We start from the raw sequence: 16,320 nt of genomic DNA on the forward strand, positions 1-16,320 counted from the left end.
CCCTGTCTACCAGCCGGTCACTCGACGGGCACCCCCACCGCCGTCCACGCCTTCAGGACGGCCTGGATCTCCTCCCCGTCGCCGTAGCGCGCCTTCGCCGCCGCGACGGTGGCCCGCGCGAACTCGGAGAAGCGGGCCTCCTCGGTCAGCGTGCCGCCGGTCATCACGTCGTACCAGATCTGTCCCGCCCGCTCCCAGGCGTTCCCGCCGAGCTCGGTGGCCAGCAGGTAGAAGGCGTGGTTGGGGATGCCGGAGTTGATGTGCACACCGCCGTTGTCGGAGCCGGTGCGCACGTAGTCGGCCATGGTCGCCGGCTGCGGGTCCTTGCCGAGGACGTCGTCGTCGTAGGCCGTGCCGGGCTCCTTCATGGAGCGCAGCGCGACCCCGTTGTCGATGGCGGGACCGAGGAGCCCGGCGCCGATCAGCCAGTCGGCCTGAGCGGCCGACTGGCCCAGCGCGTACTGCTTCACGAGCGAGCCGAAGACGTCGGACACCGACTCGTTGAGCGCCCCGGACTGGCCGAAGTAGGCGAGGTTCGCGGAGTGCTGGGTGAAGCCGTGCGCGAGCTCGTGGCCGATGACGTCGACGGGGATCGTGAAGTCGAGGAACAGCTCGCCGTCGCCGTCGCCGAACACCATCTGCTCGCCGTTCCAGAACGCGTTGTCGTACTTCTCGTCGAAGTGGACGCTCGCGAGGAGCGGCATGCCGGCGCCGTCGATCGAGCGGTGGCCGTAGGCCTTCGCGAAGAGGTCGAAGGTCGCGCCGAGCCCGGCGTGGGCGCGGTTGACGGTGGCGTCCTTCACCGCCGCGTCCCCCTCCTCGCGCACGACGACGCCCGGCAGGTCGGTGCCGTGCCCGGCGTCGTAGATGGTGCGCTTCGGCGTGTCGGAGGGCTCGGCGTCCGCGGGGGCGGCGGGCCCCTGCGTACGTGCCGCGCGCTGCGCCGTGTCCACCAGGAGGGTGCGTCGGGCGGCCTCGGCGACCGCCGGGTCGTCGGACGCGGAGAGCCGCTCCAGGATGTGCGGCGGGACGATCGTGCAGAAGGCAGACGAGTGCTGATTCATCTCTCGAATGTGGCACTGCGTGATGTCACTGTCACGGGTTGGGACGAGGATTGGCGAAATGGAGTGATGGGTCACCTTTCGACCTTGACGTGGTGGCCGTCCCGCATACTGAAACAGGACGTCCGCCTTCCACGGACCTGGGCTATGGTGACGCACATCATGCGTTTCGGGCTGCTTCTCCTTAGCTGCCGCGGCGAGGGCCTGTAGTCGTAGGCCGACCCCCTCCCCGCGGGACCTGGTGTTGCGTTCGACAGTCGGCCGTCCTTCTTGCTGGACCCGAGGAGCCCTACGCAATGTCTCAGTCGCCTTTCGTCAGCCGCCCGACGCCCGTCACCAACGCGACCCACACGCAGCAGCCGTCCGGGATGCCGATCCACAAGTACGGCCAGTACGAGGCCGTGGTCATCCCCGACCGGACCTGGCCCGAGAAGCGCATCACCAAGGCGCCCCGCTGGCTGTCCACCGACCTGCGCGACGGCAACCAGGCCCTGATCGACCCGATGTCCCCGGCCCGCAAGCGCGAGATGTTCGACCTGCTCGTACGCATGGGCTACAAGGAGATCGAGGTCGGCTTCCCGTCCTCCGGCGAGACCGACTTCGCGTTCGTGCGCTCCATCATCGAAGAGGGCGCGATCCCGGACGACGTCACCATCTCCGTCCTGACCCAGGCCCGCGAGGACCTGATCGAGCGGACCGTGGAGTCCCTGAAGGGCGCCAAGCGCGCCACCGTCCACCTGTACAACGCCACCGCGCCCACCTTCCGCCGGGTCGTCTTCCGCGGCTCGAAGGAGCAGATCAAGCAGATCGCCGTGGACGGCACGCGCCTGGTGATGGAGTACGCGGAGAAGCTGCTGGGCCCGGAGACCACCTTCGGCTACCAGTACAGCCCCGAGATCTTCACCGACACCGAGCTGGACTTCGCCCTGGAGGTCTGCGAGGCCGTCTGTGACGTCTGGCAGCCGGGCCCGGGCCGCGAGATCATCCTCAACCTGCCCGCCACCGTGGAGCGTTCGACGCCGTCCACGCACGCGGACCGGTTCGAGTGGATGTCCCGGAACCTGACCCGCCGCGAGCACATCTGCGTCTCCGTCCACCCGCACAACGACCGCGGCACCGCCGTGGCGGCCGCCGAGCTGGCGATCATGGCCGGCGCCGACCGCATCGAGGGCTGCCTGTTCGGCCAGGGCGAGCGGACCGGCAACGTCGACCTGGTGACGCTGGGCATGAACCTGTTCTCGCAGGGCGTCGACCCGCAGATCGACTTCTCCCAGATCGACGAGATCCGCCGTACCTCCGAGTACTGCAACCAGATGGAGGTCCACCCGCGCCACCCCTACGCGGGCGACCTGGTCTACACCGCCTTCTCCGGCTCCCACCAGGACGCCATCAAGAAGGGCTTCGACGCCATGGAGGCCGACGCGGCCGCCCAGGGCAAGACCGTCGACGAGATCGAATGGGCCGTCCCGTACCTGCCGATCGACCCGAAGGACGTCGGCCGCTCCTACGAGGCCGTCATCCGGGTCAACTCGCAGTCCGGCAAGGGCGGCATCGCGTACGTCCTGAAGAACGACCACAAGCTGGACCTGCCGCGCCGGATGCAGATCGAGTTCTCGAAGATCATCCAGCAGAAGACCGACACCGAGGGCGGCGAGGTCACGCCGGCCGCGATCTGGGCCGTCTTCCAGGACGAGTACCTGCCCAACCCGGACAACTCTGCGGCTCGTTGGGGGCGCATCCAGCTGCGCTCCGGCCAGTCGACCTCCGACACCGACGGCACGGACACGCTGACCGTCGAGGCGGTCGTCGACGGCGTCGACACCGTCCTGACGGGCTCCGGCAACGGTCCGATCTCCGCGTTCTTCGCCGCGCTGCAGGCCATCGGCGTCGACGCCCGCCTGCTGGACTACCAGGAGCACACCATGAGCGAGGGCGCCTCCGCGCAGGCCGCCTCGTACATCGAGTGCGCCATCGACGGCAAGGTCCTGTGGGGCATCGGCATCGACGCCAACACGACCCGCGCCTCCCTGAAGGCGGTCATCTCGGCGGTCAACCGCTCCGCGCGCTGACCCCCGGTCCCCGAGCCGCCCCGCACCCCGCGAAGGGGTGCGGGGCGGCTCGTCTTCGTGACCTGCGTCACGGTTTCAGGTTCGCTTAAGGAAGATTGCTCAGGCATGCCGGAATCGGCGGCATATGAGGTGAGTTGACGCCACATCAGCGTCTGGCGGAAGGTCGGCTCGTCCACTCGGACACTCCCTCCCCGCACTCCCGACCTGGAGCTCGCATGCGCACGTCCGCCGCCGTGGCCGCCGTTCTCGCGGTGACCGGTGCCGCCCTCGGCTGGGCCCCCACCGCCTCCGCCACCACCACGGAGTGCGCGTCGCAGCCGCTCGGCACGGCCGGCCTGTACGCCGAGTTCGTCGAGAAGGACTCCGTCCGCCACTCGGACTCCGAAGGCGCGGTCGCGGTCGGCGGCGACGCGACGTTCGGCGACCCGAAGCAGCCCTCCGGCTTCTCCATCGGCCACAAGCTCACCGGTGCCGACCTCGCGAAGCTGCCCGGCGGCCACAGCCTCGTCGTCGGCGGCACGCTGTACGCGAACCAGGTCGTCCTCGACAACGGCACCGGCGTCGCGGGCAAGGTCGTCGACCGCTCCACGCCCGGTCAGGGCTTCGGCGTCGACGGGAACAAGGTCGCGGAAGGCGCGTCCCCGGTCGACTTCGCGAAGGAGTTCGCGCGGCTGCGGACCCTGTCCACCGGCTGGGCCGCGACGCAGCCCAACGGCACGGTCGCCGCCGCAGGCGACGGCCTCTTCCTCACCGGCGCCGACAGGAAGCTCAACGTCTTCGCCGTGAACGCCGCCGACCTGGAGAAGGTCCGGGCGATCACCCTGGACGTCCCGGCCGGCTCCTCGACCCTCGTGAACGTGCTCGGCACCTCGTACGACATGAGCACCTCGGCCACGTACGGCGTCTACTACAAGAACCTCGACGGCGGTGCCCCCGTCATCGACGACTACGCCGTCCCGCGCGACGAGTACCGCCAGATCCGCTCCCGGCTGCTGTGGAACTTCCCGCAGGCCGAGAGCGTGAAGAAGAACTACACCTCTTGGCCGGGCACGATCCTCGCCCCCAACGCCAAGGTCGAGATGGGCGGCAAGGGCATAGGTCCCGGCCACGTCAACGGCTCCGTGATCGCCGAATCGCTGACGACCGTCCCCGGTGCCGAGACCCACCAGATGAACTTCACCGGCTGCCTCCCCGGAGGGACGACGCCCGGCCCGGTCGTCACCCCCGGGACGCCCGAGCCGACCGACACCCCCGTCCCCACCGCGCCGGCCACCCCCGAGCCCACCCCGAGCCAGGGCGGCGCGACGCCCGGCGCCCCGGAGACCCCTTCGGCCCCTTCCACCTCGGCGTCCCCGTCCGCCCCGGGCGAGACCACCCCCGGCGGGACGGCGACCCCGGCGCCCTCCGCCACCCCGGAGGGTGATCTCGCGACGACCGGTTCGGCCATCGGCCCCGGAGCGATCGGCGCCGCCGTGGCGGCCGTCGCCGTCGGCGGAGGCTTCCTGGCCTTCGCGAAGCGCCGCCGCCGCGCTTCCTGAGGCCTTCCGGCACGGTGACGTGTCTCGGCCATCTCCGGGGCGAAGTCCTGACGGGGTGCTGACGCCACATCGAGGATGTGGCTAACATCACGCCAACGCCGGCAGTGCAGCCGGGCCGTTGAGGAGGTGCGTGTGCGGTCTGCCCGGAATTCACGTGGTGGGAAAGTGGGCATCTGCGGAATCCGCACCTCCTGGAACACCGTCGGAGACGGCGAGTTCTTCTGCGAGGAGTGCGGGGGCGACCGGAACTACCGGCGCCGCACCGGCCGCCGCAGGTTCGCCGTCCTGGGCGTCCCCGTCCTGCCCCGGGGCTGTACCGGCCCCGTCGTCGAGTGCGCGGCCTGTCACACGCACTTCGGTACGGAGGTGCTCGACCACCCGACGACGAGCCGCTTCTCCGCGATGCTGCGCGACGCCGTGCACACCGTCGCCCTGGCCGTCCTCGCCGCCGGCGGCACCGGCTCCCGCGAGGTCCTGGACCGGGCCGTCACCGCGGTCCGGTCCGCCGGCTTCGCCGAGTGCACGGCCGTCCAGCTCGTCGACCTCGTCGAGGCACTGGAGGCCGACACCGGACGCTTCATGCCCGAGGTGAACCCCGAGGGGACGCTCCTCTCGATCGAACTCCACGAGGCCCTGGAGCCGCTCACCCCGCACCTGTCGCCCGCCGGGCGGGAGTCGATCCTCCTCCAGGCCGCCCGGATCGCCCTCGCGGACGGCGCGTACACCCCGTCCGAGACGGAGGTCCTGGGCACGGTCGGCAACGCCCTGTCCCTGGCTCCGGAGGACACGGTCAGACTCCTGGCCTCGGCGCGGACGCTGGCGTAGGGCGCCGCCCCCGCTGCCGTGCGGGCAATCGTCCCGCAGGGCGAGGGGGGTCCTCCCTCGCCCCAGCGGAACGATTTCCCACAACGGGGGTGGGCACCGCCCCAAGCCGCTCGAACACCGCCCGCGCCGCGGACAGCTCCCCGCGGGCCCCCGTCGCCGCGAGCCGCACCCGTACCCGCGCCGCCTCGTACGGCACCCCCAGCCCCAGCCACCCCCCGAGCGCCCGGCGCAGCAGACGTCGTGCGGGCTCCGGGCGGGACTCGGCCAGGGCCACCGCGCCCCGCGCCGTGTCCGCCATCGCCCGCAGCAGCGGTACGTCCCCGGCCAGTACCTCCAGCTCCGCCGCCGCGCCCGCCGCCCCCGGCACGTCACCGACCGCGAGGGCCACCTCGGTGCGGGCGGCGAGCAGCCGGGCCCGGCCGAGGAGGTCGTGGCCGGAGTCGCAGGCGAGCGCCAGACCGACGCCCGCCACCGCCGCCTCGACCCGCCCCTGCGCCAGGCGCAGCAGCGCGAGCCCCGGCTGCGGGATCCGGCCCAGCTCGTGCGCGTGCGCGTACGAGACGGCGGCCTCCTCCAGACGGCCCTGGCGCCGCTGGACGTCCCCGGCCGTGTAGTACGCGGCGGCCGCCGCCCCCAGGCAGTCCACCGACACCTCCCGGCACGCCTGCCGTGCCTCCGCCTCCGCGAGCGCCCACGCCCCGAGGAGGTCGAGGACCGCGACCCGGTGCGCCCGGCAGACGCCCCGGAAGGGGTTCTCTCCTGAGGGCGTGACGCCCAGCGGCGGCGGCTCGGCGGGCCGGCGGCCCGTCCAGGGCGGGGAGCACCATTCCATCGCCGCGTTCGTCCACTCCACCGCGCGGGCGAGGTCCGCGGACCGCATGCACAGGTCGATGGCCAGGCAGTACAGCAGGCCGGTGAACATGCCGCTCAGCTCGCCCGCCGTCACCGCGCGCATCGCCTCGTCGAGCTGCGCGAACCCCTCGGCACGGCGGCCCTGGGCCAGCAGGACCGAGGCCTCGGCCTGGCGGCTGAGCGCGAGGAGGTCCGGGCCGCCGGAGCGGACGGCCGGCCCGGTCATGCGGCGGATCGCCGCGAGGGCGGACGCGCGGTCACCGCGCGCGGTGGCCTCCTCGGCGTCCGTCCAGGCGACGAAGCACTGCTCCGGGCAGGGCGGCAGGTCGTCCAGGTGGTGGTGCGCCCGATGCAGCCATCCGGCGGCCGCCGCGGGCCGGCCGAGACCCTTGTACTCGTGGTGCAGCCACCAGGAGGCGAGCCCCGCACCCCGGTGGTCGCCACCCGCCACGTACGCCGCGTGGGCCCGCAGCCGCGAGGCCACGGACTCGTCCACGTGGCCCGACCACCAGGCCGCGTCGGCGAGCGTCATCAGGTCGTCGGCGGTCAGCGCCCGCGAGGGGTGCGCGTCATGGGCGCGCAGCAGCTCGTACGCCTCGGACCAGGCCTCCCGGGCCGCCGCGTCCCGGGCCTGCCCGAGCCGGTCGATCGCGGGTGCGGACACGGCCCTCACCTCCTCCGGGTCCTTCCAGGTTATGAGCGCGCGCGACCCCGGGCCCGTCGGAAGCCGAGCGTGGGAGGCGCCGCCGTATCCGCTCCCGCACGCGCGCGCGTACCCGCTCCCGTACTCCCCAGGGAGTAATCACCCCCGCTCACCGCCCCCGGGAGTACCCCCCACCTCCCTCGTCAGCGCGACGAATTCGCCCTCGGGCGACGGGAGTCTGGGAGCGAACCCAAGAGGACCGATGGAGGGAGGCCCGTGATGGAGGGCCGTCAGAGGATCGTCGGCTGGGGGGTGCTGGCCCTGTGGGTGATCGTGATCGCCCTCGCCGCACCCCTCGCCGGAAAGCTCGGCGACGTCCAGCGCAACCGCGCCGTCGACTACCTGCCGGCGAGCGCCGACTCGACGCAGGTCGCGAAGATCACCGAGCAGCTGCCCGGCGGGGACTCCACCGACCTCGTGCTCGTCTACCACCGCGAGGGCGGACTGACCGCCGCCGACAAGGCCACCGCCGCCCGGGAGGTGCGGGAGGTCACCGCCGCGCACCCGCTCCTCTCGACCCCGCGGCCCGTGCCCTCCGAGGACGGCAGCACCCTCCTGTACGCCGTGTCGAGCACCGAGCCCGGTGCGGACGAGACGGCCAGGGACGCCTTCGTCCACGACGTCCGCGAGACCGTGAGCGGCGAGGTCGGCGGCCCCGGCGCCCTCGCCACCGACGCGAGCGAGGTCTACGGCTCCCTCGACGGCCCGCTGCTCTACACGACCGTGGCCGTCGTCGCGATCCTCCTGATCGTCATCTACCGCAGCCCGGTCCTCTGGCTCGTGCCGCTGGTCGTCGCCGGCGTCGCCGACTTCCTCTCGACGGCCGTCGCCTACGCCCTCCACCAGGGCTTCGACATCAGCGTCTCCGGCCAGAGCACGAGCGTCATGACGATCCTCGTCTTCGGCGCGGGCACCGACTACGCCCTGCTCCTCGTCTCCCGCTACCGCGAGGAACTGCGCCGGACCCCCCGTCCGTACGACGCGATGGCCGCCGCCCTGCGCGGCTGCGGGCCCGCCGTCCTCGCCTCCTCCGGGACCGTCGCCCTCGGCATGTTCTGCCTGCTCGCCGCCGACATGAACAGCAGCCGGGGCATGGGGCCCACGGCCGCCGTCGGCGTCCTGTGCGCGCTCGTCGCGATGACGACGCTGCTGCCCGCCCTGCTCGTCGTCCTCGGCCGACGGGTGTTCTGGCCGCTGATCCCGGCGTACGGCAGCGAGCCGAAGGCCGCGCGCCGTTCGCTCTTCGCCGCGATGGGCTCCTCGGCCGGCCGGCGCCCGCTCGCCGTCCTCGTCACGGGCACCGCCGCCCTGGCCGCCCTCGCCCTCGGCGCGCTGAACATGCCCGGAGACGTCAAGCAGGAGGACTCCTTCAGCTCCACCCCGGAAGCGGTCGCCGCGATGAAGACGCTGGCCGCCGCGTACCCGGAGATGAGCACCCAGCCCCTCACCGTCGTGGCGCCGACCGCCGCCGCCACGCGCGCGCTGGACACCGCGCGGGCGACCGGGGGAGTCGTGCGGGCCGAGCGCGGCCGCAGCGGCGGCGGCTGGACGGAGATCTCCGTCGTCGCCGCGCACCCGCCGCAGTCCGCCGGCGAGACCGCGACCATCCGGGAGCTGCGCTCCGCGCTCGGCGAAGGGGTGTACGTCGGCGGGTCCAGCGCCGAACAGCTCGACATGACCGACACCGAGGCCCGCGACCGGAGGATCGTCGTCCCGCTCGTCCTCCTCGTCGTGACGATCGTGCTGGTAGCGCTGCTGCGCAGCCTCGTCGCGCCGCTGATCCTGATCGCCGCGGTCGTCGCCGTCTGGGGTGCGGCCCTCGGCATCGGCGCCCTCGTCTTCGAACCTCTCTTCGGCTACGCGGGCAGCGACCCGGGCCTGCCCCTGCTCTCCTTCGTCTTCCTCGTCGCCCTCGGCGTCGACTACGGCATCTTCCTCATGCACCGGATGCGCGAGGAGTGCCTGAACGGCAGCGATCCGGCCGCCGCGGCCCTGACCGCCCTGCGCACGACCGGCGGCGTGATCGCCTCGGCGGGGCTCGTCCTGGCCGCCACGTTCGCGGTCCTCGTCAACATGCCGATGGTGCCGCTGGCGGAGCTCGGCTTCGTGATCGCGGTCGGCGTCCTGCTCGACACCTTCCTGGTCCGCACCTACCTCGTCACCAGCGCGAGCGTCCTGCTCGGGCGGAAGGTGTGGTGGCCGGGTCCGCTGGCCGCGAAGCCCGCGTCAACACCGGGCTCAGGGTCGGAGCCGGAGCCCGTACGGGTCTGACCGGGGGCGGGTGGGGGGCTTCCCGGACTGTCAGGAGCCCCTGCCCGCAGGGAGGATGAACGCCATGGACTTCGCAGAGGATGAACACCATGGATTTCGCAGCGGCATTGACCCGTGACCCGAAGGCGGCGCCGTACCCGGTACGGCGCGACGCCACCGTCGCCGCCGCCTTCGCGGTGGTCGCGGTCGCCCTCGCGCTGGCCGTCGACGACGGCCGGCGGCCGGACGCCGTCGGCTGGGTGCTGCTGCTCGCCGCGCACGTCCCGCTGGCCTGGCGGCGGAAGGCGCCGATGCCGGTGCTGGTCGCCGTGGTGGCCTGTGTCGTGCCGTACCACGCGATGGACTTCATGCACCTGGCGCCGATACCGGCCTCGCTGACCGCGCTCTACACGGTCGCGTCCACCGGCCGCGTGAAGCGCACGGTGATGGTGGGCCTCGCGGTCACGTGCGTCACGCTCACCATGCAGCTCTGCGTCAACCCGCACCGGCTGGTGGACCTGCTCAGGAACTCCGGCTGGGTGATCGCCGTTCTCGTCTTCGGCGCGAGCATCCGGCTCTACCGGCAGCTCGTGGCGAGCGTGGTGGAGCGGTCGGAGCGCGAGGCGGAGCGGAAGGTCGCCGAGGAGCGGCTGCGGATAGCCAGGGACCTGCACGACCTCCTCGCGCACTCGATCACCCTGATCGGCGTGCAGACCTCGGTCGCCGCGCACCTCCTGGTCGCCGACCCGGACCGGCTCGACCGGGACGCGCTCGTCCAGGCGCTCGACGGGATATCCGAGACCTGCCGGGACGCCCGCGCGGAGGTCCGCACGACCCTGGACGTGCTGCGCGCCGACCCGGAGGGCCCGCTGCCGGATCTGGCCTCGCTGCCCGATCTCGTACGGTCCTCGGGCGCGGACCTGACCGTGCGGACCGGCGAGGCGAAGGTCCCGGCGGCGGTCGGCGCGGCCGCGTACCGGATCGTGCAGGAGTCGCTGACCAACGCCGTCCGGCACGGGGGTCCGGACGCGGCGGTACGGGTCGATGTCGGGCTCGCGCAGGAGGTGCTGACGGTACGGGTCGTCGACGACGGCACCGCCCCGGGCGGTACGGGCGGCTCGGGGTACGGGATCCTCGGGATGCGGGAGAGAGCCAGGAGCGTGGGCGGCACACTGACCGCCGGCCCGCGCGACGGCGGGGGTTTCGAGGTCGCGGCGGCGCTGCCGCTCGCGGGGAGGGAGGTGACGGCGTGATCAGGGTCCTGCTGGCGGACGACCAGACGCTCGTCCGGGCGTCGTTCGCGATGCTCGTCGACTCGGCGCCGGACATGGAGGTCGTGGGCCAGGCGGCCAACGGCAAGGAGGCGGTGGAGCTGGCCCGTTCGGCCCGGGCGGACCTGGTCGTCATGGACGTCCGGATGCCCGAACTGGACGGGATCGGGGCGACGCGCCTGATAGCCGCCGACGAGGACCTGGCCGGGGTGAAGGTCCTCGTCCTCACCACGTACGACACGGACGAGCACGTGGTGGAGGCGCTGCGGGCGGGTGCGTCGGGCTTCGTGGTCAAGGACATCCGGCCGGCCGAACTGCTCGCCGCGATCCGCACGGTGGCGGCGGGGGAGTCCCTGCTCTCCCCGGGCCCGACGTCCCGCCTGATAGCCAGGGTCCTCGCGACCCCGCGAACCCCGGTGGCAGGAGGCCCGGAAGGCCTCTCGGACCGCGAACGCCAGGTCCTGACCCTGGTGGCCCGAGGCCTCAACAACACGGAGATAGCGGAAGCCCTGGGCCTCTCCCCCCTCACGGCCAAAACCCACGTCAGCCGCATCATGGGCAAGCTGGAGGCCCGAGACCGAGCCCAACTGGTGATCGTGGCCTACGAGTCGGGCCTGGTGTCCCCGGAGAGGTGAGTTCCGTGTGGGCAATCGTTCCGCTGGGGCGAGGGGGGTCCCCCCTGCTCGAGCGGAGCCGAGAGCTTGGGGGAGGGGGGCGCACGGAACGGCACCCCTGCCGGCGCCAGAGGCTTCCGAGCCTGGACCCGCACCACAGGTACGGCGCACGCAAACGGTGCGGGTCCGGGGGACGGGCCTCAGCCCAGGTCGACACCAGACGCGCGGAGCATGTCCTCGCGCTCCACGATCTTCACCCGCTCGCGCCCCTGCTCCGCACCGAGCGCCTTCTCGGCCGCGTCCAGCGCGTACCAGCCCTCCCAGGTGGTGTACGTGATGCCCTTGCCCTCCAGGAAGGACACGACGGCGTCCGCCTCCGGGGCCTCCGGGGTGAGGAGGCGACCGTTGGCGAAGTCGTCGAGGAGGTTCGCGACGGTCTCGTTGGCGTCGCCCTTGGTGTGGCCGATGAGGCCGACGGGGCCGCGCCGGATCCAGCCGGTGCAGTAGGTGGAGGCCATGTGCGCGCCGGTCTCCTCGATGACGCGGCCGCCCTCGTCCGGGACGGTGCCGGAGACGGCGTCCCAGGGGAGCTTGGGCAGCTCGTCGGAGAGGTAGCCGACCGCGCGGTAGACGGCCTGGACGTCCCAGTCGGTGGTGGCGCCGGTGCCCTTGACGTTGCCCGTGCCGTCGAGCTCCGTGCGCTCGGTGCGCAGGCCGACGACCTGACCGTCCTCGCCGAGGATCTCGACGGGGGACTCGAAGAAGTGGAGGAAGAGCTTGTGCGGGCGGTCGCCGATGTCGCGGATCGCCCAGTTCTCCAGCGTCTTGGCGACCATGTCGGTCTGCTTGTTCTTGCGGCGCTCGGCGATCGAGCCCTCGTCGTAGTCGATGTCCTCGGGGTTGACGATGACCTCGATGTTCGGCGAGTGGTCGAGCTCGCGCAGCTCCATGGGGCTGAACTTCGCCTGCGCCGGGCCGCGGCGGCCGAAGACGTGGACCTCCAGGGCCTTGTTGGCCTTGAGGCCGTCGTAGACGTTCGCCGGGATCTCGGTGGGGAGGAGCTCGTCCGCGGTCTTGGCGAGGATGCGGGCGATGTCGAGCGCCACGTTGCCGACGCCGAGGACGGCGACCTTCTCGGCCTTCAGGGGCCAGGTGCGCGGGACGTCCGGGTGGCCGTCGTACCAGGAGGCGAAGTCGGCGGCGCCGTACGAGCCGTCGAGGTCGACGCCGGGGATCTTCAGCTCGCGGTCGGCCATGGCACCGGTCGAGAAGATCACCGCGTCGTAGAAGGCGCGCAGGTCGTCGAGGTGGACGTCGGTGCCGTAGTCGACGTTGCCGAAGAGGCGGACCTGCGGCTTGTCGAGGACCTGGTGGAGGGCGGTGATGATGCCCTTGATGCGCGGGTGGTCGGGGGCGACGCCGTAGCGGATCAGGCCGAAGGGCGCGGGCATCCGCTCGAAGAGGTCGATCGACACGCCCGGCTCGGCGGCGGCGTCGGACTTCAGCAGCGCATCGGCGGCGTAGATTCCGGCGGGGCCGGCGCCGACGATCGCGACCCGGAGGGGGCGGGGCATGACGGGTTTCCCTTCGCAAGCGACGTGGCGGCGAGGCCGCCGACACTTAGGCCACCCTAAATAACGCTTTGCGCGGAGTGGTACCCGCCCCCGGTCTATGACCTCATAAGGAGGTCTTATGACTTCCCAAAGTATGACTAAGATCCGAAGGCGTCGGCCACGACGGCCACCAGTGCCGCCACGCCGCCGAGGCCGCAGAGGAGGAGGAACCACGCCGCCCAGATGGAGAGACGCTGCAGGAGCCCCGGCCTCAGGGTGTGGACGTCGGCCGGATCCTTCGGGTCGTAGGCGATCTCAAGGTAGGGCGCGCCGCCGAAGTGGGACACGGTACGGGTCATCCCGGCCCCGTCGGCGTAGAGGTACATGCCCGGCACGTTGGCCGGCCGGGCGAACTCCTTGACGCCATGCCTGCGGATGCGCCGCCTGTGGGTCCATCCCCCCAGTTCCAGCGTGGCGCCCATGAGGCACGCGCCCGTGATCGCGCCGATCATGACGATGCCGACGGGGTAGACGGCGCCTCCTGACGTCCCGCCGATCACGGACAGCACGACGATCACCAAGAGGCAGCCGAGCGCCTCCCACTTCATCCGGCGCATGGCCGACCGTTCCCAGCGCGTCTTGAAGGTCCTCAGGACGACGAGGGACCGGCCGTCGACCTCCTCGTCCGGCGCGATCAGCAGGGAGTTCACGCCGTCGGCGAAGGCGGTGGCGGCGAACGCGTCCACTCCCTCGATCCGGTGGGCCGCCGGCGCGGCCCCGGCGGGTACCCGCAGCTCGACGGCGACGGACCCCCCTTCGGCTCGCACCCGGGCGATGGCCTCGCCGGGCATCGAGAGCTCATCGTGACGGCTCCGGAGGAGCAGCCCTTCGGGGGAGGCGGTCAGATCGGTGCCGCCGTGGCCCTTGAGGACGGGTATGGACGAGATGATCGACATGGACGGGATGGTAGGGGCGGGGCCCGGTTCCCGGGAGGGGCGCCGCCCGGGGATCGGGCTCTTCTCGTCCCGCCACTGCCTGGGCCTCGGCTCACTTCGGCTTGAAGAGGATCTTCTCCGGAGGGAGCGTCATCCTCACGGTGCTGGTGTCGGTGATCTCGACGATCCGGTGAAGCCCGATCTGCTCCTTCGGCTTGGCCTGCGTCAGGTCGAGGAACTTGTCCGCGGCTCCTGCCAGGTAGGCGGGGAAGGCGTCGAGCGTGGTGTTGCCGAGCGAGAAGTACTCCTTCAGGCGGCGGAAGAGCTTCGGGAGGATCACCACGTCGTCGGTGATCGACTGCATCCCGGTGATCTTCGCCCCCGTGAGGGTCACGTCGCCGAACGCGTCGGCGGTGGTGTTCCAGATGCCCACGCCGATCCCCGCCTGCGCCTCCGCCTTGCCGTCGGCCAGCGCGTCGCGCAGCAGGGGAAGCAGCCCCTGGTAGAACGTCGGATACGCCAGACCCAGGCTGAGCAGGTGGTAGTTGGCCGTCCTCTCCTTCAGGAGCTTCACCGACACGTCCAGCTCGTAGCCGCTGGCCCCCGGCGGGTCCCCCGCGCAGGCGAACGCCACGCAGCGGCCGAAGACGTCGGCGCCGTTGGTGAGGATGAAGCCCGGGACCGATTCCGGGGTCGCGGAGATCATGTCGTGCGGGTGGTGAGGGTCGGGGGTGCGCTGGATGTCACGGAAGCCGAGGAAAGTCAGCAGCGCGTTCGTGGCCTCGTCGCCGAACTTGGCCGGCTGGCGCTTCTCGTCCCCGTAGTTCCCCGTGTAGTGGGTCTCCAGCGCGTCGATGCCTTCGAGTCGGATGTCGACGTGGCCGTCGCGCTCCGGCTGCGGCTTCTCGCAGCCCCGGACGAGCTTCCACTCGCCCACGTAGTCCGGGATGAAGGGGACGGTGTCCCCGTCGGGGGCCGTATGGCCCGAGAGATGGAAGGATCCCTTGATCAGCAGCATGGGCATGGTGACTCCCACGGCGATGTGCGTGCGGCATGGAAGGGAACCGGTTCTCCTCCTTCCATGCTGCGACCGCACGCGACGGAGCGCCATCGGGGAGGGGCCATGGGCAGAGGCCGCAGCGACAGCAGATGGACGCTCGACGAGAAGAACTGGTCGCGACCGTGGTGGACACCACTCACCGCCGTGGTGCTCGCGGCCGTGACCTGGGGCCTCCTCGGCCTCGTCGAGGGCGGCTGCCGAACCGGCCCCCGCGGTGGCTGCGTTGCCGCCGAGGGCTACCGGCTCAACGGCTGGGTCCTCTTCCTCGCCGCCATGCCCGCGTACCTCGTCGTCGCCACCGGCCTGGTCACGGACCGCTGGCCGCCCGCCCTCGGCCTCACCCTCGGCGGGACGGGCTGCGCGGCGTACGTGCTGACGCAGGGGCGTACGCCGGCGCACATGGGCATCGCGGGCGCGCTCCTCGTCCTCGCGGCGCTCGCGCCCGCGCTGACGTGGTGGCGCAAGCGTCAGGCGGCGTCGCTCACGCCTTGACGCCGGCGACGAACGCCGCCCAGGCTGCCGCCGGCACGACCAGGACGGGGCCGTCGGTGACCTTGCTGTCCCGGACGGGAACGACGCCGGGGACGTTGTCGAGGACCTCGACGCAGTTGCCGCCGTCGCCGTCGCTGTAGGAGCTCTTGCGCCAACGGGCGTTGCTCAGGTCGTAGGCGTGCATCGTCTGTGGTCCTCCGCCGCCGACTCGATCAGGGTCAGGGGCACCTCCGGCGACAGAGCGGCGGCCCTGAGCAGATCGTAGGTGGCCTGTGCCCGCTTCACCACTGCCGGATCGTCGAGCAGGTTGCCCGAATACACCGCCTCTGTATAGGCCGTTGGGGGAGCATCCTCGAACTCCATGAGCTTCAACGGCTTGCCCATCTGGGGGTAGGCGCCTGCGGCGAATGGCAGTACCTGGATCAGAGCCACGCGGTTACGCGCCTGGACCACGAGGTGGTCCAGCTGTTCGGCCATGACTGCGGGGCCGCCCACGGGGATGCGCAGGACCGCTTCGTGCAGGATCACCCAGTACATGGGCCGGGTGGCGTCCCGGAGGATCGCGGAGCGGTCCAGGCGGCCCTTGACGGTTTCTTCGACGTAATCGTCGGTGGCGAGCGGGTTGCTCGCGTGCACGACCGCCCTTGCGTAGGCGGGTGTCTGGAGGAGGCCCGGGATCGCGGTTGACTCGAACTCACAGATCTTCGTGGCCATGTCCTCCAGCTCGGCGGCAGCCTGGAAATACGACGCGTACGGCGACTTGTTGATGAGCTTGCGCCACGTACGTTCGAAAATACCGCCGGTTTGTAGGACTTCGTCGATTCGCTTCGCCACATCCAGCTGCGGCTTTCGAATTCCCTGCTCGAACAGACCGATGTACGCCCCGGATACGAACACCCGTCTGCCCAGCTCGCCCTGCGACAGGCCCGCCGCCTCGCGGTGTTCCTTCAGGAGCTCGCCGAAGAACTCCCACACGTCCTGCTGCTTGCTTCTGGCCATGGATTAACTCCCCAACCCTACGCTGCAGTTGTACGGCCTGCGCGTCTGCCGATTCTACGGATCTGCCCGCACCCTGGAGAGGCGAAGCGGGAAATGGA

14 protein-coding genes are annotated in these 16,320 nt (G+C 71.6%); 7 read left to right on the plus strand and 7 right to left on the minus strand.

Annotated elements, in window-relative coordinates; translation table 11 throughout:
* Positions 1 to 17 precede the first annotated feature (17 nt).
* Positions 18 to 1,064: a M4 family metallopeptidase gene (locus GGE06_RS02275; RefSeq protein WP_184929900.1), complete on the minus strand. Its 1,047-nt coding sequence runs from the start codon at positions 1,062 to 1,064 to the stop codon at positions 18 to 20.
* 293 nt (positions 1,065 to 1,357) lie between these two features.
* Here GGE06_RS02275 and leuA point away from each other — a divergent pair, with 293 nt between their 5' ends.
* The 3 genes from leuA (at position 1,358) to GGE06_RS02290 (ending at position 5,493) form a co-directional block, all read left to right on the plus strand.
* Positions 1,358 to 3,130, plus strand: coding sequence for a 2-isopropylmalate synthase (gene leuA, locus GGE06_RS02280; protein ID WP_116161077.1), 1,773 nt, complete (start codon positions 1,358 to 1,360; stop codon positions 3,128 to 3,130).
* A 215-nt stretch (positions 3,131 to 3,345) separates the two neighbouring features.
* Entirely contained in the window at positions 3,346 to 4,668 is a 1,323-nt protein-coding gene (locus GGE06_RS02285; protein WP_184929901.1) for a choice-of-anchor A family protein, read from the plus strand.
* Between the two features lie 132 nt (positions 4,669 to 4,800).
* The gene (locus GGE06_RS02290; protein ID WP_116161079.1) at positions 4,801 to 5,493 is read left to right on the plus strand and encodes a TerB family tellurite resistance protein; all 693 of its coding nucleotides are present in this window, start codon (positions 4,801 to 4,803) and stop codon (positions 5,491 to 5,493) included.
* Here GGE06_RS02290 and GGE06_RS02295 read toward each other — a convergent pair.
* Complete coding sequence (locus tag GGE06_RS02295) at positions 5,459 to 7,009, minus strand: ATP-binding protein (protein WP_246532289.1); 1,551 nt, start codon at positions 7,007 to 7,009, stop codon at positions 5,459 to 5,461. The two genes, GGE06_RS02290 and GGE06_RS02295, sit on opposite strands and share 35 nt — an antisense overlap.
* A 258-nt stretch (positions 7,010 to 7,267) precedes the next feature.
* Between GGE06_RS02295 and GGE06_RS02300 the strand changes: the two genes are divergently transcribed.
* From GGE06_RS02300 to GGE06_RS02310, 3 genes are all read left to right on the plus strand, one after another.
* On the plus strand, positions 7,268 to 9,319 hold the full coding sequence (locus GGE06_RS02300) for an MMPL family transporter (RefSeq protein WP_184929902.1): 2,052 nt from the start codon (positions 7,268 to 7,270) through the stop codon (positions 9,317 to 9,319).
* 89 nt (positions 9,320 to 9,408) lie between these two features.
* Positions 9,409 to 10,551 (plus strand): sensor histidine kinase, encoded by a 1,143-nt coding sequence (locus tag GGE06_RS02305; protein ID WP_184929903.1) that lies wholly within the window; start codon positions 9,409 to 9,411, stop codon positions 10,549 to 10,551.
* Entirely contained in the window at positions 10,548 to 11,204 is a 657-nt protein-coding gene (locus GGE06_RS02310; RefSeq protein ID WP_116161081.1) for a response regulator, read from the plus strand. Before GGE06_RS02305 ends, GGE06_RS02310 begins: the two co-directional genes overlap by 4 nt.
* 179 nt (positions 11,205 to 11,383) lie before the next feature.
* Here GGE06_RS02310 and GGE06_RS02315 read toward each other — a convergent pair whose 3' ends face one another.
* The 3 genes from GGE06_RS02315 to GGE06_RS02325 form a co-directional block, all read right to left on the minus strand.
* Positions 11,384 to 12,757 carry an FAD-dependent oxidoreductase gene (locus tag GGE06_RS02315; RefSeq protein ID WP_184929904.1) on the minus strand — a complete coding sequence of 458 codons (1,374 nt, stop codon included), beginning with the start codon at positions 12,755 to 12,757 and terminating at the stop codon, positions 11,384 to 11,386.
* A 137-nt stretch (positions 12,758 to 12,894) separates the two neighbouring features.
* Positions 12,895 to 13,692, minus strand: coding sequence for a hypothetical protein (locus GGE06_RS02320; RefSeq protein WP_184929905.1), 798 nt, complete (start codon positions 13,690 to 13,692; stop codon positions 12,895 to 12,897).
* A 91-nt stretch (positions 13,693 to 13,783) separates the two neighbouring features.
* On the minus strand, positions 13,784 to 14,695 hold the full coding sequence (locus tag GGE06_RS02325; RefSeq protein WP_184929906.1) for a nuclease: 912 nt from the start codon (positions 14,693 to 14,695) through the stop codon (positions 13,784 to 13,786).
* Between the two features lie 99 nt (positions 14,696 to 14,794).
* Here GGE06_RS02325 and GGE06_RS02330 point away from each other — a divergent pair, with 99 nt between their 5' ends.
* Complete coding sequence (locus GGE06_RS02330; RefSeq protein ID WP_184929907.1) at positions 14,795 to 15,223, plus strand: hypothetical protein; 429 nt, start codon at positions 14,795 to 14,797, stop codon at positions 15,221 to 15,223.
* Here GGE06_RS02330 and GGE06_RS02335 read toward each other — a convergent pair.
* Positions 15,213 to 15,407, minus strand: coding sequence for a DUF397 domain-containing protein (locus GGE06_RS02335; protein WP_184929908.1), 195 nt, complete (start codon positions 15,405 to 15,407; stop codon positions 15,213 to 15,215). The genes GGE06_RS02330 and GGE06_RS02335 overlap by 11 nt on opposite strands.
* Positions 15,389 to 16,222, minus strand: a complete 834-nt coding sequence (locus GGE06_RS02340) for a helix-turn-helix domain-containing protein (protein ID WP_184929909.1) — start codon at positions 16,220 to 16,222, stop codon at positions 15,389 to 15,391. Before GGE06_RS02340 ends, GGE06_RS02335 begins: the two co-directional genes overlap by 19 nt.
* Positions 16,223 to 16,320: the final 98 nt, after the last annotated feature.

It is taken from the genome of Streptomyces nymphaeiformis (assembly GCF_014203895.1).
GTDB classification, from domain to species: domain Bacteria; phylum Actinomycetota; class Actinomycetes; order Streptomycetales; family Streptomycetaceae; genus Streptomyces; species Streptomyces nymphaeiformis.